This window comes from Micrococcus sp. 116, from assembly GCF_902506395.1.
GTDB classification, from domain to species: domain Bacteria; phylum Actinomycetota; class Actinomycetes; order Actinomycetales; family Micrococcaceae; genus Micrococcus; species Micrococcus luteus.
Genome location: NZ_LR732370.1, coordinates 2110221 through 2136756, shown reverse-complemented (window position 1 = coordinate 2136756; position 26536 = coordinate 2110221). Strand labels below are relative to the sequence as shown.

Here is a 26536-nt window from a genome sequence, read left to right as displayed (position 1 = left end):
CTACGCTGTGGCCATGACGAGTATCCCCGCTGCCGCCGTACCCCCTGCCCTCCAGCGCTCATTCGATGCGTGGGCTGCCGCCGGCAGGCCCGCCGACGAGCCCACGCGTTGGTCCTTCGATCACTGGACGGCCCACGTGCCCGACCTGCCCGCCTGCCTCGAGCGCGAGCCGCTGACCCGCGCCGTCGTCACCGGTTACGCCGCGAAGGTGACCGCCGAGGACCGCGCCGTGCAGCGGGACGCCTTCATCGCCGCGATGGTGTGGGGATACGGACGGGTCGGCTACGGCCCCTCCCGGGTGGAGCGCATCATGGCGCAGCCCGGGTTTGAGGAGCAGCTCGCCGACGTCACCCGCATCACCCTCGAGCAGGGCGGGCCCGCGGCCTTCGAGCACATCCGGCAGCAGCGCAAGAGCGGGGTCGGCTGCCTCAAGCACCTCGGCGCGGCCTTCGGCACCAAGTACCTCTACTTCCTCACCAAGGCCCACCGGGAGTCCGACATCGCCCCCGTCCTCGACTCCGTGGTGCGCGCTTGGTTCGCCGAGCATGCGAAGGACGTCGACGTCCGGATCGGCGGCGGTTGGACCTACCCCCGCAAGTACGCCACGTACGTGGAGACCATGCAGGCGTGGGGTGAGGAACTCAAGATCCCGGCCGACGACGTCGAGCGGCTCATCTTCCTCCAGCAGCAGGACGCCACCCAGGAGCCCTGGCGGGAGAGCTGGAGTTCCGCCGCCGCGGACCCGGAGGCCGGCGAGCTGCTCGAGGCCCTCCGCCTCGCGCTGGCCGACCTGGGCGCCGGGGACGACGCCGAGCCCCACCTGCAGGCTCTGGAGGACGTCATCGCCGACGCGGAGGACCGGGCGCCCGACGAGGCATGAAGCCCCGCCCGCCTGTGCGCGGTTGGCGTCGGGATGAACGTGTCCGCTGAGCAGCTGATCGGCGACGAGTCCGGTGTGCACCGCGGCCTGTACCTGCGTGTCGTGGACCACGTCCCGTGGCTGCGCGGCTTCGCATGCGACGACCTCCACGTCTTCGACCCCGAGGACCGGTGGATCCTGGCGCGGTGAGGGGTCAGCGATCTATCGCCAGGGCGCCTACCGTGTCCAAGGCCCTCCGTAGGCTCGAGGCGTAGCCGGGGTGGATGTCCCGGACGAAGAGAGGACATTGGCATGACCACCAAGGTGGGGTTCATCGAGGCCGCTTCCCATGCTCTGCAGAACGGTCCCCAGCTGTTCGCACGCGTCGAGGACGGCGGTGTGGTCATCGGCGGGGGTGGCGGCGAGGTCGTGCCGGATTCGACCGGGCTGTACGCGGTTGTCGCGCAGGATCCAGACGCGGTGCGAGCCGAGCTGCGATTGGACACGTCTGTCAGTCGAAGCGATGTGCTTTACATCGGCAAGGCCGAGGGCAGCCTGCGGGCCCGCCTGGAACGCAAGCATTTCGCGGGCGGCGGCACCGCGCACTCCACTCTGCGCCGCACTCTGGCCGCACTCCTGGTGGATCGGCTGGACCTGGAGCCGGTCGCCGTCGCTTCCGCGGGTCGATTCTCCCTCACCCCGGAGAGCGGCGAGCAGCTGACCACCTGGATGCGCCGTCACCTCGCCGTCCGCGTGTGGCAGACACCCGCCGGGTTCGCGGAAGTGACACCGCTCGGGGGCATTGAGAAGCCTGTGATCGACGCGCACACCCCGCCGTTGAACCTCACCTACGGCGGCACCAGCCCCGAAGCACAGCTGCTCCGCCAGCGCATCCGGAAGGCCCGCACGGGCCTGGCGGAGCAGGCGAAGCGCGGTGTGGACGTGGTGGAAGTCCATTCGTCGGCGCGCGCGACCGTCGGCTACTTGTTCCGCCGCCGCCCCAGCCAGTACGGGCTGCGGGGAAGCGTCGGTCTCTGGGAGGAGCTCGCTGAACGGCTCGACGACACCCCCATGCCCACCAGTGAGTATGAACTCGGCCGGCTCCTGCGCGATGCGCTCAATCGCTCCCTTGAGGGGGCCGAGCCTTACGACGAGGACAAGGTCAACGTGGAGCGGTTCAACCGCGGAGGCATGAGTCAGGGCCTCGTCCATCTGCCCTGGTGGGAGGACCAGGCCATCCCCCTCCTCCTCGACCGCTGGGGAGCCTGGGCGGACACCCAGGGTCTCCTCGGCCCGGAGGACTACATCGGGAGCTGGTGACCCGACAGTGTGTGGTGCCTGCCGCCGTCCTCGATGGCCTCCTTCGCCACCGGCCGGGTGACGTGGGGCGCACAGGGAAGGGCCACGCGTTGCCGGTGAGCAGCGCAATGAGCTCCGCGCGGTCCGCGCCGGCGGGGTCGAGACGGGTGATGGCGACGGTCATGGGGCGAGGGTGGGCGCCGGCATCATGGGCGCCTCCCCACCCGGACCCCTTCCGAGTCCGACACAATGCATACATCCATGCATGCATCCGATTATTCTGGCCCGCATGTCTCCACTCTCCGACCCCTTATGGGGCAGTCGTGCCACGGCTGCCGGCCGCCTGGCCCACGACGTCGCCTGGCGCATCGTCCGCGGTGAGATCGCCGCGGGGGAGATGCTCACCGAGGTCCAGCTCTCCACGGAGGCCGGCATCTCCCGGACGCCGGCCCGGGAGGCCCTCCTCCAGCTCGAGCGCTGGGGCCTGGTGCGGCTCCTCCCCAAGAAGGGCGCGGCCGTGCAGGCCCTCACGCCGCAGACCGTGGCCGACCTCACGGCCCTGCGCGGCCTCCTCGAGTCCACCGCCCTCGCCACGGTCGTCGCGCGGCCCGACGCCGTCGGGCCCCTCGTCGCCACGCTCACCGCCAACCTGGAGCAGCAGCGCGCCGCCCTGGACGCCGGCGACCTCGCGGCGTTCTCCGCGCTGGACGTGCGGTTCCACCGGGACGTGATCGCCACGTGCGGCAACGCCGCCTTCGACGAGGTCGTGCGCACCTTCGCCCCCCGCCTGGCACGCCTGATCCACGCCGCCACCGGCGGATCCGTCGACGCCGCCCGCCGCCTCCTCGATGGGCACGCCGAGATCTGCGCCCAGCTGGCCGCCGGGCGCGCCGCAGACGCCCAGCGCGCCCTGCAGGCGCACCTCGACGCCGCGGGGAGCGGCGTCGTCCCCGGCCTGCCGCCCGTGGGCCCGTCCGAGGCAGGTGAACCCCGATGATCGAGGGCCTGCTGATCCTGCTGCTCTGCCAGCTGGCGGGCACGCTCGTGGCCGACACGCTGCACCTGCCGATCCCCGGGGCCGTGCTGGGCATGCTCCTGCTGCTCGGCCTGCTCGCGTGGCGCCGGCCGGCCGAGGACGCGCCGGTGATGACGGCGAGCCATCACCTGCTCCAGCACCTGCCGCTGCTGTTCGTCCCGGCGGGCGTCGGCGTCGTCGCGGTGCTGGGCCTCATCGAGGAACACCGGGCGCTGATGCTGGTCGGCTTCGTGGTGCCCTGGCTGCTGGGGCTGGTGGTCACCGCCGGCGTCGCCGCCCCGCTCGCCCGCCGCCTCACGGACAAGGAGGACGCACAGTGAACGCCGCCGAACTGACCGACTCCCTCGCCGAGGCCTGGGACGCGCTCCTGCACACACCGCTGTTCGGCATCGCGCTGACCCTCGCCGTTGCTGTGCTCTCCCGCCGCCTGTGGCTCGCCGCCCGGCAGACCGCCCTGCTCACGCCCGTGCTCGTGACGATCGTGCTGGTGGCCGCGTTCCTGGCCCTGACCGGCATCGACTACGAGACCTACATGATCGGCGGCAGCTACCTCACCTTCCTGCTGGGCCCCGCCACCGTGGCCCTCGCCGTCCCCCTGTACCGGGCCGGCCCTGACATCCGGAAGCTGCTGCTGCCGGTCGCCGTCGGGGTCACCGTCGGCTCGCTGACCGCCATGGTGAGCGCCGTGCTGATCGTGCGGGCAATGGGCGGGGAAGCCGCGCTGGCCGCCACGTTCGCCCCCAAGTCCGCGACGACGCCGATCGCCATGGCGGTGGCCGACGCCGGCGGCGGGATCGTCTCCCTCGCCGCCGTGCTCCCCGTGCTCACCGGCGTGCTCGGCGCCGTGCTGGCCCCCTGGGTGCTCGACCGGCTGCGCGTGCGCGACCCCCGCGTGCGCGGCCTGGCCATCGGCGTGAGCTCCCACGGCATCGGCACCGCCCGCGCCCTCGCCGAAGGCCCGAAGACCGGTGCGTTCTCCGCCCTCGCCATGGCCTGCTCCGGTGTGCTCACCGCCCTGCTGGCCCCGCTGGTGCTGGCGATGACGGGGTGAGGGGCCGGGCGGCCGCCCCCGGCCGGGCAGCCGCCTCGACCCGCTCCAGCCGCGGCGGCGTCCTTACCGTGTCCGCCCCGCCTGCCACCCTGGTCCTCTTCCTTCCCCGCGGGCCGCCCGCCGGCCCTCGCTGGCGCGGTGACGCGGCCCGGTCCTGCGAACGAGAGGACCCCACCCATGATGGGCCCGTCCCACGCGGCCACCGGCGCCGCGGCCTGGCTGGCGCTCACGCACTGGCAGTCGCCGATCGCCGTGCTGCACCTGCCCGCCGAACTCCAGCTGCTCGGCGCCGTGACCACCGCCGGCGCGGCCATGATCAGCGACTGGGACCACCCCCGCGCCACCGTCGTCCACGCCCTGCCGCCCCTGACCGAGTGGATGAGCCGCGGCATCCGCCACGTGGCCGGCGGGCATCGGCGCGGCACACACTCGCTGGTGGGGGTCGCGGCGTTCACCGCCATCGCGACGGCGGCCGCCTCCATCCAGGTGCCGATCGCGGGGCACGTCTACACGCCGGGGCAGGGGGTCATCGCCGCGTTCCTGGCGGCCGTGGCCGCCAAGGCCCTCCGACTGCTCCCGAACCGGGGATGGAGGGCCGCGTGGGCGCTGGGCATCCTGGTCGCGGTGTCGGCGACCGTCCTCAGCGACGGGCTGTGGTGGATCCCCGCGTCCGTGGCCGTCGGCGTGAGCGTGCACATCCTCGGCGACGCCCTCACCAACAACGGGGTGGCCCTGCTCTGGCCGCTCAGCCCGGAGCCCCCCGCGCGCCTGTGGTGGTGGCAGTCCTCCGGACGGTTCCGGCTCCCCCTGCTCGGCCGGACCGGGTCCTGGCGGGAGTGGGCGCTCGTCTCGGTGGTCACTGCGTTCACCGTGGTGCGGGCCGTGCGGCTCATCCCGCTCGCCGCTCGGGGGGTGGCGGCACTGTTCTGAGCGGCGGCACCCGGCCACCGCCGCCCCCTCACTTAGCCCGCCCGCACCACCGTCTCGTCCTGCACGCGAAGCCGCTCGCCGATGAACCCGCCCAGCGCCGTCAGCAGGGAGATCCCGACAAGGATGACGATCGCGGGCGTCGAGGACGGCGTCTCCTGAAGACCGATCATCCACGTGGCCAGGAACGGCAGGAACCCGGAGAGCGCGCCGGCCAGGTTATAGCCCAGGCCGACGCCGGAGTACCGGTACTCGGCGGGGAAGAGCTCAGACAGCAGGCTGCCTGTCACTGCGTAGGTGATGGTCAGCAAGCCGATGCCGGTCGCGACGGCGACGGTGATCGCCCACGCCTGCCCCGTGTCGATCAGGGCGAAGAGCGGCCACGCCGCCAGCGCGGTCACCACGCCGCCGGCCATGGTCACTCGGCCGGGTCCCCAGGTTTCGGCGACCCTCCCGAAGATCAGGATCACGACGACCTGGACCACGGCGGCAATGAGGGTCGCGTTCACGACGGTCTGCCGCTCCACCCCGAGGGTGTTGGTGGCGTAGCTGAGCACGAACGTGTTCATCACGTAGAAACCGCCCACGCCGAGCAGCGCGGCCATGATGGCGACGAGGAGGCGACCGCCGGCCTTGGTGAACACCTGGGCGGCAGGCACCTTCGGTCGGTCGTCCATCTTCTGCAATTCCTCGAAGACCGGCGACTCCTCGACCTTGACCCGGATCCACAGGGCGATGCCGAGCAGCGGGAACGCGAAGAGGAACGGGAGCCGCCAGCCCCAAGAGTCGACGGCATCGGCCGGAAGCATCAGCACAAGCGCGAACGCGCCAGACGACAGCAGAGTGCCGACCGGGGAGCCCAGTTGCACGAGCGCGGCGTATCGGCCGCGACGCTCCGGAGGTGCGTGCTCGATCGCGATGGTGGTCGCACCACCCCACTCGCCGCCGACCGCCAGGCCCTGGATGAGGCGAAGCACCGCGAGCAGGACTGGCGCGAGCAGGCCGATGTCGGCGTAGCTCGGCAACAGGCCGATGACGCCGGTGGCCGTGCCGATGAGGACGATGGAAAGGATCAGCGTGGGCCGGCGCCCCCAGCGGTCGCCGAGGATCCCGAACAGGAACGCACCGATCGGCCGCGCCGCGAAACCCACGCCGAAGGTCGCAAACGAGGCGAGGACGGCCGCCGTCGGGTTGAGGGTCGTGAAGAAGAGCCGGTTGAATACCAGCGCCGCCGCGGTGCCGAAGAGGTAGTAGTCGTACCACTCGAGGGCGGTCCCCACGAACGCCGCCCGGGCGATGCGCCCGACCTCCTTGGCGCTGACGGTCTTTTCCGAGGCCGGCTCGTGCGGCTCGTCCACCTTCGGGGCGGGACGCGGGCTTGGATGTGTGCTCGACATGGTGGTCCTCCCAGCAGCTCTCGTCGTTCAGTCCCTCAGCGTGCGCCCGGGGCTGTGACCGTGGACGTGGAGGGGCAGCGCCGATGACGGGTGGCAAACGCCGGCGCATCATCTGACGTGTCACTTTGCCACCCAGGGTGATGGGAATCACTGGGCATGTGCCGCGCCTGGGCCAAGCACCCTTGGTCACCTGCACAGGGCACACCTTGTCAAGGACAGACTCGACGTCCGGGGCGGTCACCCCCCCCATGCCGACGGACCGGCACGGGGGTGAGCGCCCCGGCGCCGCGATGCTCCCCCGCACTCCCGGGCCGGGTCACCGCCCTGCACGCTTTCCACGAGCACTTCAGCACCGAGCCCTAAGGCGGCGGCCAGGGCCGCTACCTCAACCTCGACCGGGTGCGGTGACGGGGCGTCCTCATGAACGGCCAAAAGGTCGCCACCCTCGACCGGGTCCTCGCGGACCAGGGCCCGGCCCCGCTTCACGTGATCGTGGGCCGGGACCTGCCGGCGATCAGCGGCGCGGGGTTCTGCCGCCCGGGCTGTCCTCCGCGTCCAGCTCGGTCGTGTCCGCGCTGAACAGGATCTGGAGGAGGGCGGCCTCCCGCGGGACGGTCACGTCCAGCCCCACGCGCTCCTTCAGCATCCGGAACCGGTTCTGCACCGTGTTGCGGTGGCAGTACAGCGCCCCCGCGGTGTCGCGGATGGAACCTGTCTCCATGTAGGCCCGGGCGGCCTCGACCACGAGGGCCCGGTCCTGCGGCGGGATGCTCTCGATGAGCTCCCGCCACTCCCGCAGGAACCAGGGGGTCGCGTCTGACAGGTGACGGCGCGCCTCGTGCTCCCACACGTGGAGGAACTCGGTGGGCCGACTCAGGGACGGCAGATTGGCGAGCGTCCGCGCACTTCCGCGCACCGTCCGGCGCAGTTCCGCCACGCCGAGGCAAACCGGGAGCAGGAGCGCACCGAGACCGGCGAGGTCGTCGGCGAGTCTGCGCCCGCCGGTCACGGGGCGGACGAACGCGATCGTGTCCGCACGCTGGTGGCGCCACGCGGTGCCGCGCTGGAACGCGGGCTCCATCCGCCGGTCGAGCTCCGTCCCGTTCTCGACGGGCAACAGTGCTGCTTCAAAGCGCGTGTCCGCCTCGACCCCCAGGCCGGTGCAGATGCGAGAGACCGCGTCCGCGTCGAGTTCGGCTTCATCGAAGAGCCGGGCGACGACGCGGTCGGTGACTACCCGTGCGTCGTGCTGGATCCGCGCCCTCTCCGCCGTGAAGGCCAGCTGGACCCCGGCCGAATAGGCCTCCACCGCGTAGTGGATGTGCTCGGTTCGGGCCACCAGCACGTCCACGTGCGTCGGCAGCGCAAGCTCCTTAATCCGGCGCCACAGGACGCCGAAGTCGAGGCGGATGGCCTGCACGAGCGAGGAGAGGGGGACGCCCTGATGGGCGCGGCTGCGGCCCAGATCTTCGGCCGCCGCCTGGGCGGCCGGGGCGTCACCAAGGGAGGGGCCCTGGCCGGCATCCTCCAGGGCCAACAACTCGATCAGCGCCGTGAACGTGCTGAGGGCTGAGTCGAGGATCTGCTGCGGGGTGACGCGGCCATGGTCGTAGTAGCCGTGCCCGCGCAGCTCATCCGAGAACGCGTCGGCGAGTCGGCCCACGTCTCCGTGGAGGGTCTCGACGATCCTCCGCCAGACCTGCTCGTCCACTGCCTGCCCGTCCTTGACGGGGTGCGGGGTCACCTCCTCCATCGTCCCGATGCTAGTCCACCGCCGGTTTCCCGGCCTGGCTGGATGTGCACGTGCCCACGCACCGGGGTGAGGACGGCTACATACGTCCATTGCTGGGCCCCACCCCGGTCGATTCAATGGAGGGCATGCCAGTGGTCACCGTAGAGACAGACGGGGCGGGAGTTCCGTGCAACTTGATCTGATCCTGGAGCACGCCCGGATCCATACGATGACCGCGGACCGCCCTTCGGCCAGCCGCGTGGGCGTGTGGCAGGGGCGGGTCGTGGGCGTGGACGAAGAGATCGAGGGGTGCACCGCGCGGGAGCGGGTGGACCTTGGCGGCCGGACGGTCCTGCCGGGCTTCAACGACGCTCATGCCCACTCCGTCTGGTTCGGCCAGACTCTCCTCGAAGTGGACCTCAGCGAGGCCACCACGCTGGACGATGTTCTGGAGGCCGTCCGCTGCGACGCCGAACGGCGCGCGCCCGGCGAGTGGGTGAAGTGCTCCGGCTACAGCCCGCTGAGCCTCACCACCCGCACCCCGCGCCGTGAGGACCTGGATGCGGCTGCTGGCGGCCGCCCCGTGCTGCTACGCCACAACTCCGGCCACGCATTCACCGTGAACACGGCCGTGCTGGAGCAGGCCGGCATCGGGGTGGCGCCTGGGCACCAGCCCGAGGGCGGGCGCATCGTCACGGACGAGTCCGGGAAGGCCACGGGCCTGCTCGAGGAGACTGCGATGGCACTCGTGCAGGAGCTGATCCTCCCCGAGTCCCGCGCCGAGATCGCCCAGTGCCTGGCCGCGGCCACCGAGGCGTACGCCGCGGAGGGCCTGACCTCCGTCACCGACGCCGGCACGGCGGGCGGGTGGATCGGCCACAGCCCGCAGGAACTCGCCGCCTATCAGGACGCCCGGGACGCTGGCCGGCTGCGCACCCGCCTGCAGGCCATGGTCACCTCGGACGTGCTCCACGACGTCGGTGGCCATGCCGACGATCCCGCCGCCCTCACCCTGGACGCCGGGTTGCGCTCCGGCCTCGGCAACGAGTGGTTCGAACTGGGCCCGGTGAAATTCTTCACCGACGGCTCACTGCTCGGTGCGACGGCGGCCATGACCGACCCGTATTGTTCCCATGGTGCCGAGACGGGCTACCTGCAGATGGACGCCCCGACCATGGCGGCCCGCATCCGCGGCGCCGCGCGCGCAGGCTGGGCACTCGCCCTCCACGCGATCGGCGACGCCGCCCTGGACTTCGCCCTCGAGACCATCGAGCAGGCTCGGGCGGAGGCCGGCCCCGGGCCCATGCCGGACCGCATCGAGCACGGCGGAGTCGTCCGCCCGGACCAGGTGGTCCGCATGGCCGCTCTCGGTGTTGTGCTGGTCCCGCAGCCCCATTTCCTGGCCAGCTTCGGCGACGGGATGGCCGGCCTGCTCGGCCCTGAGCGGACCGCCCTCTCCTACCCCGCGCGTCGTCTTCTCGACGCCGGGATGATGCTTCCCGGCAGCTCAGACCGCCCCGTGGCGCCCGGCGCACCGCTCGCTGTCGTCCAATCCTTCGTCAGGCGCCTCACTCAGAGCGGCGAGGTCTACGGACCGGACGAGCGGATCGGCGTCGAGGAGGCGCTGCGCGCGTACACCGCCGGCTCCGCCGCGGCGACCGGCTGGGCTGGCCGTAAGGGCCAGGTGGCCGCGGGCCAGCTCGCCGATCTCGTCGTGCTCGAGGAGGACCCGCTGCGGGTCGAGCCGGACGACCTGGCGGACATCCCCATCTCGTCCACGTGGGTGGGCGGGGAGATCACCTACGGAGAGGAACGATGATGACCGGCACTGCGGACTTCCTGAACGATTTCGCCACCATGTCCACCCATGGGGCGACCCCCGGTGGGGGCGTGGACCGCCAGGCCGGTACTGACGCGGACCGCTCCGTTCGCCGGTGGTTCCACGGCTGGCTGGAGGAGCGCGGGTTCACGGTGGACTACGACGCGATCGGCAACCAGATCGGCCGCATCGAGCTTGTGCCCGGCGCCCCGTACATCGTGGCCGGCTCTCACCTGGACTCTCAGCCGCTGGCTGGCCGCTTCGACGGCGCCTACGGCGTGCTCGCCGCCGGACACGCAGCGGCCGCTGTCGCGGACGCCGTGCGCGCCGGTGAGGCGGCATCGGTCTTCAACGTGGCCGTCGTGAACTGGTTCAACGAGGAGGGCTCGCGGTTCACTCCGTCGATGATGGGCTCGTCCGTGCACACCGGGCGGCTCGAGCTGGCGGACGCGCTGGCGAAGGCGGCTCGAGACGGCGCAACCGTGGCCGAGGAGCTGGGGGCCGAGGGTCGCGCCGGGTCCGGTGCCTTCCCCGAGACCGCCGGCTACGCCGAGCTGCACGTGGAACAGGGCCGGTCCATGGAGGAGCGCGAGCTGCAGGTCGGCTTCGTGACCGCCACATGGGGCGCCAAGAAGTTCCGCGTCACCGTGACTGGTGCACAGGCCCACACCGGCTCCACCCGCATGGAAGACCGACAGGACGCTCTCTACGGAGCGGCCCGCGTGATCGTGGCCGCCCGTGAGGTGGCCGACCGTGCGCCGTACCGGGCGCTGCACTCGTCCGTATCCGAGCTGGACCTCGAGCCGAACTCGCCCGTCACGCTGGCGCGCGAGGTCGTGCTGAACCTGGACCTGCGCTCCCCGGAGACGTCCGTGCTGGAAGACGCCGAAGCCTGGCTGCGTGAAACCGTCGTCCGGATCGAGGAGGAGGCCCGCGTGCGCGTGGACCTCGAGCTCACCCACTCGTGGGGCCAGCTCGCCTACCCGGAGGAGGGCGTGGCCTTGGCACGGAAGGTGGCCGAGGAGCGCGGCTTGCGGGGCGGAGAGGTGCTGACCGTGGCCGGCCACGACTCCACCAACATGAAGGACGTTGTGCCCACCGTCATGCTGTTCGTCCCTTCGGTGGACGGCGTCTCCCACAACGAAGCTGAGCTGACCTCGGACGAGGACATGCTGGCCGGCGTCGACCTGCTCACGGGCGTGCTCACGCGCATGGTGGAGGGGGACCTCAAAGCCTGACCTTGCCTGTCCTGGCCCCGACCGGCTGGGTCGCCGGTGGGCGGGGCCATTGACCGGCCTCTCCCGCCGCTGAGAGGGTCGGGCCATGACCGAAGGAGCCCCCCAATGACCCGCGTCCACGTCCTTGCCACCGGTGGCACGATCGCCTCGCGCTCTGGCGAGGGGTCCGGGGCGACGGCCGGGGACTCCGCTGAGGTCCTGCTCGAGGGCATGGACGCGGCCGCCGACGTCGAGGTCACCAGCGAGGACGTGATGACGGTCGGCAGCTACCGGCTCGGACTGCCGGAGCTGGCCACGATCGCCCGCGTCTCACGCGAGCGCGCGGAAGACCCCGGCATCGACGGTGTCGTCGTCACACACGGCACTGACACCATGGAGGAGACCGCGTTCCTCGCGGACCTGCTGAACGGCACGGACACCCCCGTAGTCTTCACGGGCGCCCAGCGCGCTGCCGACCACCCGGACACCGACGGTCCCCGCAACCTCCGCCAGGCCGTCCTCGCCGCCGCTCACCCGAACGCTCGCGGACTCGGCACCCTCGTCGCCTTCGACGGTGTGCTGCTCTCGGCACGCGGCACCCGCAAGGGGCACACGATGGTCAGCCAGCCGTTCACCGGCGGCACGCTCGTAGGCACGACGCACGGGGATGAGTTCCGCCTGCACGCCCGCCCGCATCGACCCGGCACCCTCGACCTCCCGGACTCCGGGCTGGACGGCGTCCGCGTCGACCTGATCACCGCGTACCCGGGCGCGGACCCCGCGGCCCTGCCGGCCGCCGTCGATCGCGGCGCCCACGGCATCGTGCTGGCCGGCACTGGCCTGGGCAACGCCGGGCCCGGACACGCGGAGGCGGTGGCTGACCTTGTCGCGCGAGGGGTGCCCGTCGTGCTGGCGACCCGCACCCTGGCCGGCCCCGTCCTCGGCGTCTACGGCAGCGGCGGTGGCGCGGACATCCTGGCCGCCGGTGCCGTGGCGGCCGGCGAGCTGCCGCCGTTCCAGGCCCGCATCCTGGCCGCCGCCCTGCTGGCACATCGTCCGGATCCCCACGAGTTTGCGGCGCGGTTCACCCGGCTGCGCTGACCCCACCCACGATTCCGAGGAGGAACCCCCATGGCGAAGAAGATCTACGTGAGCGTCGGCATCGATGTGGACGCGGTCGGCGGCTGGCTCGGCTCGTACGGCGGCGAGGACTCCCCGGGCGACATCTCCCGCGGCCTGTTCGCCGGCGAGGTGGGTGTACCGCGTCTGCTGCAGCTCTTCCAGCGGCGAGAGCTGCCGGTCTCCTGGTTCTGGCCGGGGCACTCGATCGAGACGTTCCCGGAGCAGTTCGACGCCGTCGTCGCCGCCGGTCACGAGATCGGCGTGCACGGGTACTCACACGAGAACCCCATTGCCATGACCCGGCAGCAGGAGACCGAGATCCTGGACTACTGCACGGACCTGATCGAGCGCCGCTCGGGCACCAAGCCCGTGGGCTACGTGGCGCCGTGGTGGGAGTTCTCCAAGGTGACCAACGAGATCCTGCTCGAGCGGGGCTTCCTCTACGACCACTCGCTCATGCACGACGACCACACCCCGTACTACGTGCGTGTGGGGGACAGCTGGACGAAGATCGACTACGAGGCCGCGTCCGCGCACGAGTGGATGAAGCCGCTCGTCCGGGGCGAAGAGACCGACCTGATCGAGATCCCGGCGTCCTGGTACCTGGACGACCTGCCTCCCATGATGTTCATCAAGTCCAGCCCCAACAGCCACGGCTTCGTCTCCCCGCGGGACATCGAGCAGCTGTGGAAGGACCAGTTCGACTGGGTGCACCGCGAGATGGACTACGCCGTCTTCCCGATCACGATCCACCCGGACGTGTCCGGACGCCCCCAGAACCTGCTCATGCTGGAGCGGCTGTTCGACCACATCCAGGGGCACAACGGCGTGGAGTTCGCGTTCATGAAGGACGTGGCCGCGGACTTCGCCCGCCGGTTCCCCCGCGAGCTCCGCTGAGCGCGGATGTGCGGGGCGTGCGGACGCGGGGTGGCGTCCCCGACGACAGCGTTCCTCAACGAGCACGGCCTCAAACGGCGGGCCCTGGCGCGGCTGCGCGGCGAGCTCGCCCCGGGGTGTCGACTCACGCTCGAGGGGGACGCCTGGACGCTGATCCGCCGCTCGGGGCGCGGTGAGCACCACGCCGACGTCGAGGGGTTGATCGCCAGCCTCGAGGGCGGCGCCGCGGGGGACTGGGCCGGGGCCGAGCCACCACGGGAGGTTGTGGCGGCTGTGACGGCGGGGATGGTGGCCCGCGCCCGAGGCAGGTCGGCCTGACGGCCGCGACACGACCTGGGGTCTGCCGTCAGGTCATGTCGCGATCGACAGGTCATGCCGAATCCACCGCCGCCCCCTCATGTCTCCGGGAACCACCCCGCCCGCACGGTCGCCTCGGTCCCGCGCGGCAGCCTCGGACAGCCGCTGGCGGCCAGGTCCCGGCAGGCGTCTGTGAGCGCCTCGAACGGCCACCCCGGGGCGCCGACCGCCACCCGGATCACCGGCAGGACGCCGCCGTCGTCGTCATCCTGGGGCACGTCCGTCTCCAGCAGCCACCAGGGGGAGGCGCCGTCGACGCCGGGCGGCCGCGATCCGATACCGCTGCGGGTCGGTCACCCGGGAGTACTCCTCCTCCCGGGGTGGGGCGCCGTCCGGGTGCGGGCCAGGCCAGGTGGGCAGGTCGAGGGCGGCGTACCGCCGGGCCACCTCCGCCCGTAGGCGCGGCAGGGCCGTCATGGGAGGCTCACCGTGTGTCCGGCCCGGGCGGCCACCCCGGGCTCACTCCGCCGGCGCCAGTTCCCGCTTGAGGATCTTGCCGGTGGCGGTCTTGGGCAGCCCGTCCCGCACGGTCACGGTGCGCGGGTACTTGTAGGGGGCCACCTGAGACTTCACGTGCTGGATCAGCTCCTCCTCCGTGGCGTGCGCGCCGGGGGCGAGCACCACGTGCGCGGCGACCTCCTGGCCGAGCTCCGGGTGGGGCACCCCCACCACGGCGGCCTCCGCGACGGCCGGGTGCTCGTAGAGCACCTCCTCGATCTCGCGCGGGTACACGTTGAGCCCGCCGCGCAGGATCATGTCCTTCGTGCGGTCCACGATGTAGTAGTTGCCCGCGGCATCGCGCCGGGCGAGGTCGCCGGAGCGGAACCAGCCGTCCTCGGTGATGGCCTGGGCGGTGGCCTCCGGCTTGCCCCAGTAGCCCTTCATCACGTTCTCCCCGCGGATCCACACCTCGCCCAGGGTCTCCTCGTCGCCCTCGGGCACGACGGCCCCGTCCGGCGTCACCAGCTGCAGTTCGCACCCGCGGACGGCGCGTCCGATCGAGCCCGGCTGATGCTCCTCACCCGGATGGTTGAAGCACGCCACCGGGGAGGTCTCGGACAGGCCGTAGCCCTCGAGGATCTCGCAGTCGAAGGTGGCCTCGAAGCGGCGCAGCAGCTCCACGGGCAGGGCGGATCCGCCGGAGACGCCCAGGCGCAGGCTGGCCAGGTCCTCCGGATGGTCCTTGGCCGCGGCCAGCACGGCCCCGTACATGGTGGGCACGCCGATGAACACGTCCACCGCGCGCTCCCTGACGGTCTGCGCGGCCACGGCGGGATCGAAGCGGGGGATCAACGCCAGGCTGGCGCCCATCGTCACGGGCGCCATGAGCGCGCACGTGAGGCCGAAGACGTGGAACAGCGGCAGGCAGCCGAGCACGGTCTCCCCGTGCTGGAGCTGGATCAGCGTCTCCGCCGCGGTGTCCGCGTTGGTGCCCATGTTCCGGTGGGTCAGCTGGGCGCCCTTGGGGCGGCCGGTGGTGCCGGAGGTGTAGAGGATGACGGCGTCGTCCTCGAGGTCCCGCTCGACGGTCTCGGTCACCGGGCCGGGGCTCTCCGCGAGGTGCGGGGCGAGGCCGTCTTCGCCGAGGGTGCGCAGCGGCACACCGCGCTCGCGGGCGCCCTCCACGGCTTCCTCGGACGGCACCGACCACAGCATCGACGCGCCCGAGTCCTCCAGGTAGTACTCGATCTCGCGGCGCTTGAACAGCGGGTTCATCGGGACGACGACGGCGCCCAGCTGCAGGGCCGCGAAGAACACCACCGGGAACGCCGGGATGTTCGGCACCATGAGCGCCACGCGGTCCCCGGGGCCGATGCCCTCCTGCCGCATGAGCCCGGCCAGACGCTGGGACTGGTCCTGCAGCTCCGCGTATGTCATGCGGTTCTCGCCGAGGATCAGGGCGGTGGAGTTCGGATGCTCGGCGGCGGTGCGCTCGAGGCGGGCGGGCAGGGTGAGGGTCACGACGGGCCTCCGAGGGGAGTCGGATGTGATGGGAACCACAGCGTAACGCCCGGCGGTGCTCGTTCGCTGTGAGCCGAGTGGGGTGTGTCGGCCAACCTCACGCCAGCGACATCACCGCGGTTCTGCCCGGCGGTGATGTCGCTGGCGCGCGGTCATCCACCGGCCCCGCCCGCGTCGCCGATGTGTCGTCTCCACGGCTCAGGGGCGCAAGACTGGTCCCCGCACACCGCCCGGACCGCCGGGCCAGACCGGAGGACAGACCATGACCGCACAGACCCCCGCCACCCCTGCCATCCCCAAGACGATGAAGGCGGTCGTCATGCGCGCGCCGGGCGACGTCGTCGTGGAGGAGGTGGACACCCCGCGCGTCGCCCAGCCCACGGATGTGGTCCTGAAGCTGGCCGCCGCGTGCGTGTGCGGCTCGGACCTGTGGCCCTACCGCGGCCACAACGACGTCGACCACCGGCGCATGGGCCACGAGTACGTCGGCACGATCGTGGAGAAGGGCGAGGACGTCGCCACCCTCGAGGTCGGCGACTTCGTGATCGGCTCCTTCATGCTCTCGGACAACACGTGCGAGATCTGCCAGGCCGGCTACCAGTCCCGCTGCGTCAACGCCGGCGAGTACACGGGCAGCCAGGCGCAGTACATGCGCGTCGAGCTCGCCGACGGCTCCCTCGTGAAGGTGCCCGGGGGCGAGCCCTCGGACCCGGACCGCCTGGCCGACTACCTCGCCGCCTCGGATGTGCTCGGCACCGGCTGGTACGCCGCCGTCGCCGCGCAGGCCGGCCCCGGCAAGACCATCGCCGTGGTCGGCGACGGCGCCGTCGGCCTGTGCGCCGTCCTGGCCGCCAAGACCCTCGGCGCGGAGCAGGTCATCGTGTTCTCCCGCCATGAGGATCGGGCCGCGCTCGCCCGGGAGTTCGGCGCGGACGTCGTGATCGCCGAGCGCGGCGAGGAGGGCGCCGCCCAGGTGCGCGAGCTCACCGGCGGCTACGGCGCGCACGGGGTGTGCGAGGCCGTCGGCACGCAGGGCTCGATGGACCAGGCCCTAGCCTCGGTGCGCCCCGGCGGGTACCTCGGGTTCGTGGGCGTCTCCCACGACCAGACCCTCGACGGCTCCGACCTCTTCGCACGGGAGGTCCACCTCGAGGGCGGGCCCGCCCCCGTCCGCCGCTTCCTGTCCGAGCTGATCGAGCGCATCCAGTCCGGTGAGATCCAGCCCGGCCGTGTGTTCACCGCGCGCATGCCGCTCGACGACGCCGCCGAGGCGTATCGGGCCATGGACGAGCGCCGCGAGATCAAGGTGCTGCTGGAGGTCTGAGCCCCCCGCGGCGGGCGGAGGTGCCGAGGGGCTCCTCCGCCCTTCAGCCCTTCTTCACGGTGATCGTCCACTCCGCGGCGCCGCGCTTCACGAAGTCGGTGACCTCGTGGCCGTTCTCCGCGGCCCAGCGGGGCAGGGAGTCGGTGGCCTGGGTGCAGTCGAAATCGATCACGAGCTCGTCCCCGGAGGGGATCTGCTGCATCGCCTGGTTGGCCTCCACGAGCGGGAAGGGGCAGACCTGGCCGTCGGTCTCGAGCAGGTGCTTCGCCATGATGTTCTCTCCTTGATGTCGGTGGTCAGAGATCGTGCGCGGGCGGGCCGGCTCAGCCGATCGGCGTGAGCTTGACGGGGCGGGCCGCCCCGGCGTCCGCCGCCGCGCCCTCGGCCGAGGTGAGGCCGGAGCCGGAGGCGGGGACCGGCGTCGTGCCCTTGCCGCGGTGGTTGAGGATGAAGAGCTTGGCCGCCAGGCCGGTGCCGAGCACCATGAACACGAGCGCGGTCCAGCCCTGGAAGCTGAAGGTCGCGGTGTTCACCATCGCGTTGCCGATGGTGCAGCCGCCGGCCCACGCCGCGCCCCAGCCCATGCCGAGGCCGCCGATGATCGAGCGGACGGTGGTCTGCGCGTCGGGCACGCGGACGCGGAACTCGCCCGAGGCCTTCGCGGCGATGAACGAGCCGATCAGCAGGCCCGTCACCATCAGCACGCCCCAGTCCACGAGCTCGAGTTCGCCCGTGCCGAGGAACGCGCCGATGTTCGCGGACGGGCCGGTGATGCCCAGACCGGACTCGCGGCCGGTCGCCCAGGAGAGCGGCCACGCGAGGATCGCCAGCACGCCGATGATCGCGGCGGTGACGAACGGGTGCCACGCCTTCTCGGTGAGCACGTGCGCGAGGCCGGTCTTGGCGGCGGGCAGGCGGAAGCGGGTCATGGCTGCCTCGCGACGCAGGTGATGACGCACGGCCAGGCCGACGCCGGCCACGAGCAGCGCCACGAACACCCACGGGGACAGCCCCGTGAGCTGCTGGAACGAGCCCGTCTGCGTCTCGACGGAGCGGACGGCCTCGGTGGTGCCGGCCAGCGGGCCCTTGCGGAACGCGGTGGCGCCCACGATGTAGAAGATCAGGGCGAACCACGAGCCCACGAGGCCCTCGCCCGCGCGGTAGTACGTGCCGGTGGCGCAGCCGCCCGCGAGCACGATCGAGAAGCCGAAGATCAGGCCGCCGATGATCGTGCCGAGCCACGGGAACGTCTCCGCCTCCAGGGTGATCACGCCGAGCGCGTCGAGGGCGAACACGCCCACCGACTGGACGGCCACGATCACCATGAACGCGGTGAGCCATCGGGTGGACCGGATGGTGAACAGGTCACGGAAGGCGCCCGTGACGCAGAAGCGTCCGCGCTGGAACACGAAGCCCAGGACGAGGCCGAGGAGGAGTCCGGTGATGATCATGCCTGCCATGAGACAGGGTGCGGCCGGGCCCGCGCGCCGGGCAGGACGTGCGGGGTAACAGTCGGAGGACTGTGCCGGGGACGACGCGCGGGGGCGCCGTGGGCGACGCTTGACCCTCCCCTTGGGGGAACGCCCACGCTGGGATCACCTGAGAGAAAGGTCGCCCCATGAGCCCCCTGATGACCGTCGGCGAGTTCGCCCTCGCCACCGGACTGAGCGCGAAGGCGCTGCGCTTCTACGACGAGCGCGGCCTCCTCGCCCCCGCCGACGTCGACGCCCACTCCGGCTACCGCCGCTACGCGCCCGCCCAGATCCGGACGGCCGCACAGATCCGCGTCCTGCGGGCGGCCGGCCTCACGGTCGACGACGTCCGGTCCGTCCTCGCGGACCCCGCCTCCCTGCCGGCGCGGCTCGAGACACACGCGGCCGAGCTGCGACGCCGCCGCGACCTCGAGGACCGCGCGCTCGCGCTCGCGGCCGCCGGTGTCTACGCGGCCCCGGATCCCGACGACGACGGCGGCCCCGCCCGTCCCGGCCCCGTGGCGGAACGCACGGTCGGGCCGACGCCGTGGGCCGGCGTCGTGCAGCGGGTGGCCCTGGACGAGGCCGGTGAGGAGGGGACCACCGAGCGCGCGAACGCCGCCTTCGCGATGCTGTTCCAGGCGCTCGCGGAGGCGGGGCCGGCACCGGCCGGGCCGCTGTGGACGGCGCTGCGTCCGGTGCCGGGCGCCGCCGACGTCGTGGAGACCGTCCTGGCGGTCCCGCTGAGCGGTCCGGCTCCCGCGGGCCTCAGGGTCGACGGGCACGAGGTGGTGACCGGGACACTGCCACGCCGTGTGGAGCGGTACGTGGACGTGCGGGCCGATGCGGGCGACGTCGACCTCCTCGACGACGCCCCCGGCGGCGCGCTGCCCCATCCGGATCTGCTGGGACTCATGGACGCGTTCGACGTGGACGACGCCGGCGCCGCGCCGGAGATCCGCCAGATCCTCGTGGACCCGGAGGCCGGACACGTCGAGTTGGCGGTGACGGTGCGGGAGGAGGCGGGAGCGGGGCAGGGGTGAGCCGGTGCGGGGGCGGCACGGCGTGTCTGGCCGGCCGACCCTGCCGGTCTCACACAGACCCCCCGGGGGCTCAGGGGTGCCCGGGGTGGCCCGAATGTGATGGAGTGCACGGATCCTGTCCGCGACCTGGGAAGAAGCCATGGAGCAGTTCGTCACCGCCGCCAACTCGATCATGTGGAGCCTGCCCATGGTCGTCGGGCTCCTCGCCCTAGGCCTGTACTTCACGATCCGCATGGCGGCTCCCCAGGTGCGGCTGCTCAGGGACATGGTGGGCCAGCTGGTCAGGGGAGGATCGTCGTCGGCGGGGATCAGCTCGTTCCAGTCGTTCGCCATGGCCCTGGGCGGGCGCATCGGTGTCGGCAACATCGCGGGCGTCGCGGCCGCGATCTACCTGGGCGGCCCGGGCGCGCTGTTCTGGATGTGGGTGACGGCGATCCTCGGCGCCCCCGTGGCGCTCGTGGAGAGCTCGCTGGCGCAGCTCTACAAGCACAAGGTCCGCGGCGAGTACCGCGGCGGGCCCGCGTACTACATCCTCGAGGGGCTCGGCCGGAACTGGCGGTGGCTGGCGGTCGCGTACGCCGCGGCCACCGTGTTCGCGACGGTCTTCACCGGCCCGCAGATCCAGGCCAACGCCGTCACCGCCGCCACGACCGAGGCGTGGGGCTGGAACCCGCTGTGGGTGGGTCTCGGGATGGCCGTGCTGTTCTGCGCGATCGTGTTCGGTGGCATGCACCGCCTGGGCCGCACGGTGGGCCTCGTGGTCCCGTTCATGGCCGGCGCGTACATCCTGGTGGGGCTGCTCGTCGTCGGACTCATGTGGCAGCAGGTCCCCGCGATGTTCGGGCTGATCTTCTCCAGCGCGCTGGGCCTGCACTCGGTCTACGGCGGCATCCTCGGCGCCGCCGTCGCGTGGGGCGTGCGCCGTGCCGTGTACTCCACCGAGATCGGCACCGGTTCGGGCGCCCAGGCCTCGGCGGCCGCCCACGTCTCCCACCCCGTGAAGCAGGGCCTGGCCCAGGCGTTCTCCGCCTACGTGGACACCCTGTTCGTCTGCACCATGACCGGCCTGATGATCCTCGCCACGAACAGCTTCAACGTGCTGGGCCCGGACGAGGAGAGCCTCCTCGCGGAGCACGTGCCCGGCGTCGAGGAGGGCCCGGCATGGGTCCAGATCGCCATCGACGAGGCACTGCCCGCCTTCGGACCGTCCTTCGTGGCGATCGCCGTCTTCCTGTTCTCCTTCACCACCCTGCTCTCCTTCGCGTTCTACGCGGAGACGAACGTCGCCTACCTCATCCCCAACAAGACGGCGCAGCGCGCGGTCATCGCGATCGCCCGGCTGCTGCTGGCCGGCTCCATGGTGTTCGGGTCCGTGCAGAGCTCGGCCCTCGTGTGGGCGTTCGCCGACTTCGGCGTCGGCCTCTACACGTGGGTGAACATCGTGGCGCTCATCCTGCTGAGCCCCGTGGCCATCCGGCTGCTCAAGGACTACGACCGCCAGCGCCGCGCCGGCCAGGAACCCGTGCTGGATCCGCACGCGATCGGCGTCCGCAACGCCCGCCTGTGGGAGCAGATCCACGCGGCGTACCAGCAGACCGGCGACCTCGACCGCGCCATGGAGCACGTCGCCGACACCGCCCCGGACACCCGGGCCATCACCGTGGTCCCGCGCCGGGAGGGCTGAGGACCGACGACGGCGGCCCGGGGCGCCGGACGTCCGCGACGACGTCGGGCCACGGGCCAGGGCCGTCCGCGCGGCCTGAATCCCGGCAGGCTCACCCCATGGACCACAAGGAGATCCTCCATCAGGGGCTGCGCCGGCAGCGCGACGCCCTCTTCGCGAAGCTGGACGGCCTGCCCGAGCGGGAGGTCCGCCTGCCCCGCACCCCCACCGGCACCAACCTGCTGGGCCTGCTCAAGCACGCGGCCACGTGCGAGCTCGAGTACTTCGGCGAGGTCTTCGGCCGCCCCGCCGGCATCCCCCTGCCCTGGGACGCGCCGGGGGTGGGCGAGGAGGACGGCGCGGACCTGTTCGCCGCCGAGGACGAGACCCTCGAGGACGTCCTCGACTACGCGCGGCGATGCTTCGCGCACGCGGACGCGACCATCGAGGCCCTCGTCCTCGACGCGCGGGGGCGGGTCCCCTGGTGGCCCGCGCACCTGGCCGAGGTGACTCTGGCGCAGATCCTCTCCCACGTGGCCCTCGACGCGGCCCGCCATGCCGGCCACGCCGACATCCTGCGCGAGGGGATCGACGGGCAGGCCGGCCTGCGCGGCCCCGGGGACAACCTGCCCGGCTGGGACGCCGAGCGGTGGGCCGCGCACGTGCGGCGGCTCGAGGGGATCGCCCGGGGTGCGGGCCCGGTGCGCTAGCGTCCGCGGTGATGACTCCCCGCTCGCTCGCCGGTCTGGCCCTCACCGTCGCCGCCCTGATGTCCGCCTTCGTGCTGATGGCGCCGACGGCGCCGGGGCTGTTCGTCGGCGTGCTCACGGTGGGGACCTTCGGGTTCGGCCCGTTCTACGGGGAGCCCTCGCGGCAGCTCGTGGACCGGCCGTGGAGGCGGGACACGCGCTGGCGCGATCTCGCCCGCCGGGTCCGCACCGACTGGCTCTCCCGGCAGCTGGGCGCCGTCGGCTGGAACGCGGCCATCAGCCGCCGCATCACCGGCCGGGCCGACCTGCGGCGCATCCGCACCGCCGCCGTGGGCTCCCTCGTCAGCCACGCCGCCTCCGCGGGTCTGCACGCGGTGGCGGGCGTGGCGCTGGCGGCCGTCGGGCATCCGGTCTGGGGCGTGGTCGCGGTGGCCCTGGGGCTCGTGGTGCACGCCTGGCCGGCCCTGCTGCAGGTCTCCGTGCTCGGGCGCATCGACGGACTCCAGACGCAGATCCGCGGGGACCAGCTGCTCTGGTGACCGGCCGGCACCGGGCGGCCCGGCCGAGCACTTTGTGGGCCGAATCCGACGGATGAGCCCCTGAATCGGGCACGGGAGCGTCGCATTCGGCCCGCAAAGCGGTGGGGAGGGGGCAGCGGGGAGAGGGCGGCGAAGCGGGGAGAGGGCGGCGAGGAGAGGGCGGCGGGGAGAGGGCGGCACCGCGCGCTCAGCCCTACGCTCGGACCCATGACCGAGCACACATCCGAGCACACCCCCGAGAACCCCCACGTCGTCCGCCGCGGCTCCGGCGTCCCGCTGATCGCGGTGCACGGCAACAGCGTGGACCACCGGCTGCTGCTGCCGCTCGACGACGCCCTCGCCGAGGCCGGGGAGGTCGAGCGGATCTACGTGGACCTGCCGGGCTTCGGCCGGACCTCGGCCCTCCAGGACGACGGCGGCCTCCCCGAGCTCGCCGCCTGGCTCGTGGACTGGATCAGCGCGGAGGTCGGCGAGCGGCCGTTCGCGGTGCTCGGCAACTCCCTCGGCGGCCTGCTCGCCCGGCACGTGGCGGCCGAGTTCGGCGCGCAGGTGTTGGGGCTGGGGCTGCTCGCGCCCGTCGTCGACCCGGACGAGGACCGGCGCACCCGCACCGACCTGGTGGTGCGCGAGCGCGACGACGCCTTCATGTCTACCCTCGACCCCGACGACGCCGCCCCGTTCCTCGAGATGTCCCCGCGGCTGACGCGGGACACGTGGGAGCGGTTCCGCGAGCACGCGCTGCCGGGCGTCCGCGCCGTGGACGAGGAGGCGCTGAAGCGCCTGTCCGCGCGCTACGTCCTGGACGCCGTGCCGGAGGAGGCCGCGCCGCCGTTCGAGGGGCCCGCCCTGATCCTCACCGGCCGGGAGGACCACCTCGTCGGCTACCGGGACCAGGCCGGGCTCCTGGAGCATTACCCGCGCGCCACCTACGCGGCGCTCGACGCCGCCGGCCACAACGTGCACCTGGACCAGCAGGAGGTCGCCGAGGCGCTCGTCCGCGCGTGGGCGGTGCAGGTGGGCCGCGCGGCGTCGGACTGAGGCGGGGTCAGGGGGAGGGACGGGCCTCCACCCGGGCCTCCGCCTCGGCGCCCGCCCCCACCCCGACGCCGGCCCGCGCCAGCAGGCCGTCGGCCACCCGCAGCAGGGCGGCGACCGCCACGAAGAACACGAGGATCGCCACCACGTAGACGGCGACGCCGTCGTAGCCCAGCCGCGGGACGTCCAGGATCGTGTACGGGTACCAGTCCAGCCACGGCCCGCGCAGCAGCGTGAACGCCAGCCAGGCGAGCGGGATGAGCGTGGACAACCACACCACCCGCCACGTGATCTGCCGCCGCGGCCCGAAGACCGCCCACAGCACCGGGGTGAGGATCGGCGTGACGATGTGCTGCAGGGTGTCGTTGAACCGCTCGACGGCGGTCATCGGGTCGGCGTCCCGCAGCAGCACGTTGAACACCACGCCCGTGATCACGATGCACACCACCCCCGTCACCCGCAGCACCCGGAACAGCGTGCCCGGCCGGTGCAGGCGCAGCGCCAGCAGCAGGGACGTCAGCCCCACCAGGAAGTTCGAGAGGAACGTGAAGTACGTGGGCTGGTTGAGCATGTGCTCCCAGCCGCCCTCGAGCACGCCCGCGTAGCCCGCGTCGGCCGGCAGGTCCGAGGACTTCCACGAGCCGATCCACAGTGAGAGCAGGTTGCCGCCCAGGGACAGGGCCGCGGCGACGGCGAAGGCAGGCCGCGCCGTCGTCGTCCAGCGGCCGGAGGGGGTGGGGAGGGTCATGCGCCCATCCTGCCGGAGCGCGACGCCGCCCCCGGTGCACTGGCCGAGCCGCTCGGGCCGGCGGGCGTGTCCCGGCCGGCGGTCCGGACCCTACGCTCGGCACCATGATCCGGACCCCCTGGACCCGCACCCCCGCCGGCGCGAGGCGCGCGCGCCGCCCCCGACAGTTCCGCCGCGTGACGACGACCGGGCCCGCCGCCGTGGACGTGGCCTGGGCCCGCTACGCCGACCTGCGCCTGTGGCCGCGGTGGGCTCCGCAGATCCGCGCCGTGGAGGCGCCACGGCGCCGGCTGCGGGCCGGGCTTCGCGGCGTGGTCCACGCGCCCCTGGGGCTGCGCGTCCCGTTCGTGGTCGAGGAGGTCGACGACGACGCCCGCACCTGGCGGTGGACGGTGCGGGTGGCCGGGACGGCGGTCTCCATGACGCACGACCTCACCGCCACCCCCCGCGGCACCCGGGCGGGGCTGACGGTCCACGGGCCCGCCGTCGTCGCCCTGGCCTACCGACTGCCGGCCCGCGTGGCGCTGCGGCGGCTGTGCCGGGCGCACCTCTGAGGGCGGACCGCCGGGCCGGGCCTGTGGCCAGGGGCCCCGCCCGCCTCACACCGCCGCGGCGTCGGTCCGCAGCTCGACGCGCGGCCAGTCGGCGAGGTCGGCGAGCATCTGCCGGTCGTGGGTCACCACGACGACGGCCTGCTCCGTGACCTGCAGGGCCTCGGTCATCTCGTCCACGAGCGCGGGGGAGAGGTGGTTCGTCGGCTCGTCCAGCAGCAGCACGTGGGGGCGCTCGATGAGCACCATCGCCAGGTGCAGACGGGCCTGCTGCCCCTGGGACAGGCGTCCGACCGGGGTGTCCGCGGCCTCGGCGGTGAGCAGCCCGAGCGAGGGCAGCGTGGGGGCCGGCAGGGGACGGCCCAGGTCGTCGACGCCGGCCTCGTCCGCGCCGACGCGGCGCACGTGCTCCTCGAACACGGCGGCGGCGGTGCGCTCCTCGTCCCACGCGGGGGTCTCCTGCGCCACGAGGCGCACGCGCACGTCGGCGCCCACGGTCACCAAGCCGCTCGTGGGCTCCAGGTCCCCGGCGAGCACGCGCAGCAGCGTGGACTTCCCGGCCCCGTTCGGGCCCGTCACCAGCACGCGGCCGCCCGGCACGAGGGCCGCGCCCATCGGCTGCTCGAGCCGCCCGGCCACGCGCACGGCGTCCGCGGTGAGCAGGACGTCGTCGCCCGCCGTGCCCGGCCCGCCCGCCGTGCCCGCCGCCGCGTCCGCGCCGTCCCGCGGGTCGCCGTCGGGCATGTCCGCGAACGGCCAGTCCAGGCGCAGGGGCGGCTCGGGCACGGTGATCCGGTGCGCCTCCAGCTCGTCGAAGCGCCGGTTGAACATCTGCACGATCCCCGCCGACCGGCTCGAGCGCTGGTGCTTGCCGGTGCCCTTCGGGGGCCGCCACGAGCCCTGCATCTGCTCCCGCGCGTCCTCCACGGCCAGCTCCAGCCGCTCGCGCTCGGCGTTCTGCTCGGCGTACTCCTGCTCCCAGGCGGCCCGGGCGCGGCGGCGCCCCTTCGCCCAGCCGGCGTACCCGCCGGAGTACCGCCGCGGCCGCCCGTCCTGGCTGGGATCCAGGTCCACGATGTCGGTGCACACGGCGCGCAGCAGGGCGCGGTCGTGGCTGACGACGGCGACCCCGCCCGGGTGCTCCACCAGCCGGCGGGTGAGGAAGTCCAGGGCGACGTCGTCCAGGTGGTTGGTCGGCTCGTCCAGCAGCAGCAGGTCCGGCCGGGAGCCGAGGGTGACGGCCAGGCGCACCCGGTGGCGCTGGCCGACCGAGAGCGATGTGAGGGGGCGCTCGCGGTCCGTGCACGCGTGCAGCCCCTCGAGGTCCATGTCCACGCGCCGGCCGGCGTCCCAGGCGTCGTAGAGGTGGGCCCGCTCCAGCGCGGTGGAGTACCGGTGTCCGGCGCCGGCGTCGTCGGGGGCCTCGGCCAGGGCGGCCGCGGCGGCGTCCAGGGCCTCGAGTGCGGCGTGCGGGCCCGTGAGGGCGTCGCGGACCAGGTCGCCCACCGTGCGGGAGCGCCCGTCGGCCCGCGCCCGCAGCGCCTGCGGGACGAACGCGAGCGTGCCCGCCCGCGTCACGCGGCCGACGTCGGGCGTGATCCGGCCCGTGAGCACGTGGAGCAGCGTGGTCTTGCCGCGCCCGTTCTCACCCACGATCCCGAGCCGCGAGCCGGCGTTGATCCGCACCGTGGCGTCCGTGAGCACGCGGTGCCCGCCGAGCGAGACGGTCAGGTGCTCGCCGCGCAGGTGGGCGGCGAGCACCTGACCGTCTCGCTC

General features: G+C 72.9%; 27 protein-coding genes. 19 read left to right on the top strand and 8 right to left on the bottom strand.

Annotated elements, in window-relative coordinates:
- Positions 1-13 precede the first annotated feature (13 nt).
- The 7 genes from CITRIK5_RS10005 to CITRIK5_RS09975 all read left to right on the top strand — a co-directional run bounded on the left by CITRIK5_RS10005 (position 14) and on the right by CITRIK5_RS09975 (position 5175).
- The gene (locus CITRIK5_RS10005) at positions 14-880 is read left to right on the top strand and encodes a hypothetical protein (protein ID WP_129866855.1); all 867 of its coding nucleotides are present in this window, start codon (positions 14-16) and stop codon (positions 878-880) included.
- Between the two features lie 33 nt (positions 881-913).
- Positions 914-1069, top strand: a complete 156-nt coding sequence (locus CITRIK5_RS10000) for a hypothetical protein (RefSeq protein WP_158184087.1) — start codon at positions 914-916, stop codon at positions 1067-1069.
- Positions 1070-1171: 102 nt separating this feature from the next.
- Positions 1172-2179 carry a GIY-YIG nuclease family protein gene (locus CITRIK5_RS09995; protein ID WP_070708970.1) on the top strand — a complete coding sequence of 336 codons (1008 nt, stop codon included), beginning with the start codon at positions 1172-1174 and terminating at the stop codon, positions 2177-2179.
- 268 nt (positions 2180-2447) lie between these two features.
- Positions 2448-3155 (top strand): GntR family transcriptional regulator, encoded by a 708-nt coding sequence (locus CITRIK5_RS09990; protein WP_069941227.1) that lies wholly within the window; start codon positions 2448-2450, stop codon positions 3153-3155.
- Positions 3152-3514, top strand: coding sequence for a CidA/LrgA family protein (locus CITRIK5_RS09985; RefSeq protein WP_036315546.1), 363 nt, complete (start codon positions 3152-3154; stop codon positions 3512-3514). Before CITRIK5_RS09990 ends, CITRIK5_RS09985 begins: the two co-directional genes overlap by 4 nt.
- On the top strand, positions 3511-4245 hold the full coding sequence (locus CITRIK5_RS09980) for an LrgB family protein (protein ID WP_123243979.1): 735 nt from the start codon (positions 3511-3513) through the stop codon (positions 4243-4245). The genes CITRIK5_RS09985 and CITRIK5_RS09980 overlap by 4 nt, the downstream gene beginning before the upstream one ends.
- Positions 4246-4422: 177 nt before the next feature.
- Positions 4423-5175, top strand: a complete 753-nt coding sequence (locus CITRIK5_RS09975; RefSeq protein WP_036315551.1) for a metal-dependent hydrolase — start codon at positions 4423-4425, stop codon at positions 5173-5175.
- A gap of 32 nt (positions 5176-5207) precedes the next feature.
- On the opposite strand, the gene CITRIK5_RS09970 is transcribed toward CITRIK5_RS09975, so the two are convergent.
- Both CITRIK5_RS09970 and CITRIK5_RS09965 read right to left on the bottom strand, forming a co-directional pair.
- On the bottom strand, positions 5208-6530 hold the full coding sequence (locus CITRIK5_RS09970) for an MFS transporter (protein WP_233569908.1): 1323 nt from the start codon (positions 6528-6530) through the stop codon (positions 5208-5210).
- A gap of 553 nt (positions 6531-7083) precedes the next feature.
- Positions 7084-8322 (bottom strand): helix-turn-helix domain-containing protein, encoded by a 1239-nt coding sequence (locus CITRIK5_RS09965; RefSeq protein ID WP_123243977.1) that lies wholly within the window; start codon positions 8320-8322, stop codon positions 7084-7086.
- A gap of 166 nt (positions 8323-8488) precedes the next feature.
- Here CITRIK5_RS09965 and CITRIK5_RS09960 point away from each other — a divergent pair, with 166 nt between their 5' ends.
- The 5 genes from CITRIK5_RS09960 to CITRIK5_RS09940 all read left to right on the top strand — a co-directional run bounded on the left by CITRIK5_RS09960 (position 8489) and on the right by CITRIK5_RS09940 (position 13674).
- A complete protein-coding gene (locus CITRIK5_RS09960; RefSeq protein WP_123243976.1) occupies positions 8489-10120 on the top strand; it encodes an amidohydrolase in 1632 nt (543 codons plus the stop codon).
- Positions 10120-11358 carry an allantoate amidohydrolase gene (locus tag CITRIK5_RS09955; RefSeq protein ID WP_336621541.1) on the top strand — a complete coding sequence of 413 codons (1239 nt, stop codon included), beginning with the start codon at positions 10120-10122 and terminating at the stop codon, positions 11356-11358. Before CITRIK5_RS09960 ends, CITRIK5_RS09955 begins: the two co-directional genes overlap by 1 nt.
- 105 nt (positions 11359-11463) lie before the next feature.
- The gene (locus CITRIK5_RS09950) at positions 11464-12438 is read left to right on the top strand and encodes an asparaginase (RefSeq protein ID WP_123243974.1); all 975 of its coding nucleotides are present in this window, start codon (positions 11464-11466) and stop codon (positions 12436-12438) included.
- Between the two features lie 30 nt (positions 12439-12468).
- Positions 12469-13356, top strand: coding sequence for a polysaccharide deacetylase (locus CITRIK5_RS09945; protein WP_123243973.1), 888 nt, complete (start codon positions 12469-12471; stop codon positions 13354-13356).
- Between the two features lie 30 nt (positions 13357-13386).
- Entirely contained in the window at positions 13387-13674 is a 288-nt protein-coding gene (locus CITRIK5_RS09940) for a hypothetical protein (protein ID WP_233569907.1), read from the top strand.
- Positions 13675-13917: 243 nt separating this feature from the next.
- Here the strand turns inward: CITRIK5_RS09940 and CITRIK5_RS12450 are convergent, their stop codons facing one another.
- Positions 13918-14130 (bottom strand): DUF6226 family protein, encoded by a 213-nt coding sequence (locus CITRIK5_RS12450; RefSeq protein ID WP_152744220.1) that lies wholly within the window; start codon positions 14128-14130, stop codon positions 13918-13920.
- 42 nt (positions 14131-14172) lie between these two features.
- Positions 14173-15675: a long-chain fatty acid--CoA ligase gene (locus tag CITRIK5_RS09935; protein ID WP_159833605.1), complete on the bottom strand. Its 1503-nt coding sequence runs from the start codon at positions 15673-15675 to the stop codon at positions 14173-14175.
- A 262-nt stretch (positions 15676-15937) separates the two neighbouring features.
- Here CITRIK5_RS09935 and CITRIK5_RS09930 point away from each other — a divergent pair, with 262 nt between their 5' ends.
- Positions 15938-16999 carry a zinc-binding dehydrogenase gene (locus CITRIK5_RS09930; protein WP_123243969.1) on the top strand — a complete coding sequence of 354 codons (1062 nt, stop codon included), beginning with the start codon at positions 15938-15940 and terminating at the stop codon, positions 16997-16999.
- A 43-nt stretch (positions 17000-17042) separates the two neighbouring features.
- Here CITRIK5_RS09930 and CITRIK5_RS09925 read toward each other — a convergent pair whose 3' ends face one another.
- Positions 17043-17270: a sulfurtransferase TusA family protein gene (locus CITRIK5_RS09925; RefSeq protein ID WP_002855519.1), complete on the bottom strand. Its 228-nt coding sequence runs from the start codon at positions 17268-17270 to the stop codon at positions 17043-17045.
- Positions 17271-17322: 52 nt separating this feature from the next.
- A complete protein-coding gene (locus CITRIK5_RS09920) occupies positions 17323-18450 on the bottom strand; it encodes a YeeE/YedE family protein (protein ID WP_123243968.1) in 1128 nt (375 codons plus the stop codon).
- A gap of 167 nt (positions 18451-18617) precedes the next feature.
- Here CITRIK5_RS09920 and CITRIK5_RS09915 point away from each other — a divergent pair, with 167 nt between their 5' ends.
- The 5 genes from CITRIK5_RS09915 (at position 18618) to CITRIK5_RS09895 (ending at position 23464) form a co-directional block, all read left to right on the top strand.
- Positions 18618-19514, top strand: a complete 897-nt coding sequence (locus CITRIK5_RS09915) for a MerR family transcriptional regulator (RefSeq protein ID WP_036315578.1) — start codon at positions 18618-18620, stop codon at positions 19512-19514.
- A gap of 139 nt (positions 19515-19653) precedes the next feature.
- A complete protein-coding gene (locus tag CITRIK5_RS09910) occupies positions 19654-21198 on the top strand; it encodes a sodium:alanine symporter family protein (RefSeq protein WP_123243967.1) in 1545 nt (514 codons plus the stop codon).
- Positions 21199-21296: 98 nt separating this feature from the next.
- On the top strand, positions 21297-21887 hold the full coding sequence (locus tag CITRIK5_RS09905) for a DinB family protein (RefSeq protein ID WP_010079843.1): 591 nt from the start codon (positions 21297-21299) through the stop codon (positions 21885-21887).
- 11 nt (positions 21888-21898) lie between these two features.
- The gene (locus tag CITRIK5_RS09900) at positions 21899-22426 is read left to right on the top strand and encodes a hypothetical protein (RefSeq protein WP_036315583.1); all 528 of its coding nucleotides are present in this window, start codon (positions 21899-21901) and stop codon (positions 22424-22426) included.
- Positions 22427-22633: 207 nt separating this feature from the next.
- On the top strand, positions 22634-23464 hold the full coding sequence (locus tag CITRIK5_RS09895; RefSeq protein WP_123243966.1) for an alpha/beta fold hydrolase: 831 nt from the start codon (positions 22634-22636) through the stop codon (positions 23462-23464).
- A 7-nt stretch (positions 23465-23471) separates the two neighbouring features.
- On the opposite strand, the gene CITRIK5_RS09890 is transcribed toward CITRIK5_RS09895, so the two are convergent.
- The gene (locus tag CITRIK5_RS09890; RefSeq protein ID WP_020627044.1) at positions 23472-24209 is read right to left on the bottom strand and encodes a Pr6Pr family membrane protein; all 738 of its coding nucleotides are present in this window, start codon (positions 24207-24209) and stop codon (positions 23472-23474) included.
- A 104-nt stretch (positions 24210-24313) separates the two neighbouring features.
- Between CITRIK5_RS09890 and CITRIK5_RS09885 the strand changes: the two genes are divergently transcribed.
- Positions 24314-24763, top strand: a complete 450-nt coding sequence (locus CITRIK5_RS09885) for an SRPBCC family protein (RefSeq protein WP_020627043.1) — start codon at positions 24314-24316, stop codon at positions 24761-24763.
- Between the two features lie 45 nt (positions 24764-24808).
- Here the strand turns inward: CITRIK5_RS09885 and CITRIK5_RS09880 are convergent, their stop codons facing one another.
- Positions 24809-26521 carry an ABC-F family ATP-binding cassette domain-containing protein gene (locus CITRIK5_RS09880; protein ID WP_159833603.1) on the bottom strand — a complete coding sequence of 571 codons (1713 nt, stop codon included), beginning with the start codon at positions 26519-26521 and terminating at the stop codon, positions 24809-24811.
- Between the last annotated feature and the right edge of the window lie 15 nt (positions 26522-26536).

Bases quoted from the DNA above. Each gene is read 5' to 3' on its own strand.
- CITRIK5_RS10005 (WP_129866855.1), top strand. From the start codon at position 14: ATGACGAGTATCCCCGCTGCCGCCGTACCCCCTGCCCTCCAGCGCTCA.
- CITRIK5_RS10000 (WP_158184087.1), top strand. From the start codon at position 914: ATGAACGTGTCCGCTGAGCAGCTGATCGGCGACGAGTCCGGTGTGCAC.
- CITRIK5_RS09995 (WP_070708970.1), top strand. From the start codon at position 1,172: ATGACCACCAAGGTGGGGTTCATCGAGGCCGCTTCCCATGCTCTGCAG.
- CITRIK5_RS09990 (WP_069941227.1), top strand. From the start codon at position 2,448: ATGTCTCCACTCTCCGACCCCTTATGGGGCAGTCGTGCCACGGCTGCC.
- CITRIK5_RS09985 (WP_036315546.1), top strand. From the start codon at position 3,152: ATGATCGAGGGCCTGCTGATCCTGCTGCTCTGCCAGCTGGCGGGCACG.
- CITRIK5_RS09975 (WP_036315551.1), top strand. From the start codon at position 4,423: ATGATGGGCCCGTCCCACGCGGCCACCGGCGCCGCGGCCTGGCTGGCG.
- CITRIK5_RS09965 (WP_123243977.1), bottom strand. From the start codon at position 8,322: ATGGAGGAGGTGACCCCGCACCCCGTCAAGGACGGGCAGGCAGTGGAC.
- CITRIK5_RS09955 (WP_336621541.1), top strand. From the start codon at position 10,120: ATGACCGGCACTGCGGACTTCCTGAACGATTTCGCCACCATGTCCACC.
- CITRIK5_RS09950 (WP_123243974.1), top strand. From the start codon at position 11,464: ATGACCCGCGTCCACGTCCTTGCCACCGGTGGCACGATCGCCTCGCGC.
- CITRIK5_RS09945 (WP_123243973.1), top strand. From the start codon at position 12,469: ATGGCGAAGAAGATCTACGTGAGCGTCGGCATCGATGTGGACGCGGTC.
- CITRIK5_RS12450 (WP_152744220.1), bottom strand. From the start codon at position 14,130: ATGACGGCCCTGCCGCGCCTACGGGCGGAGGTGGCCCGGCGGTACGCC.
- CITRIK5_RS09930 (WP_123243969.1), top strand. From the start codon at position 15,938: ATGACCGCACAGACCCCCGCCACCCCTGCCATCCCCAAGACGATGAAG.
- CITRIK5_RS09925 (WP_002855519.1), bottom strand. From the start codon at position 17,270: ATGGCGAAGCACCTGCTCGAGACCGACGGCCAGGTCTGCCCCTTCCCG.
- CITRIK5_RS09920 (WP_123243968.1), bottom strand. From the start codon at position 18,450: ATGATCATCACCGGACTCCTCCTCGGCCTCGTCCTGGGCTTCGTGTTC.
- CITRIK5_RS09915 (WP_036315578.1), top strand. From the start codon at position 18,618: ATGAGCCCCCTGATGACCGTCGGCGAGTTCGCCCTCGCCACCGGACTG.
- CITRIK5_RS09910 (WP_123243967.1), top strand. From the start codon at position 19,654: ATGGAGCAGTTCGTCACCGCCGCCAACTCGATCATGTGGAGCCTGCCC.
- CITRIK5_RS09905 (WP_010079843.1), top strand. From the start codon at position 21,297: ATGGACCACAAGGAGATCCTCCATCAGGGGCTGCGCCGGCAGCGCGAC.
- CITRIK5_RS09900 (WP_036315583.1), top strand. From the start codon at position 21,899: ATGACTCCCCGCTCGCTCGCCGGTCTGGCCCTCACCGTCGCCGCCCTG.
- CITRIK5_RS09895 (WP_123243966.1), top strand. From the start codon at position 22,634: ATGACCGAGCACACATCCGAGCACACCCCCGAGAACCCCCACGTCGTC.
- CITRIK5_RS09890 (WP_020627044.1), bottom strand. From the start codon at position 24,209: ATGACCCTCCCCACCCCCTCCGGCCGCTGGACGACGACGGCGCGGCCT.
- CITRIK5_RS09885 (WP_020627043.1), top strand. From the start codon at position 24,314: ATGATCCGGACCCCCTGGACCCGCACCCCCGCCGGCGCGAGGCGCGCG.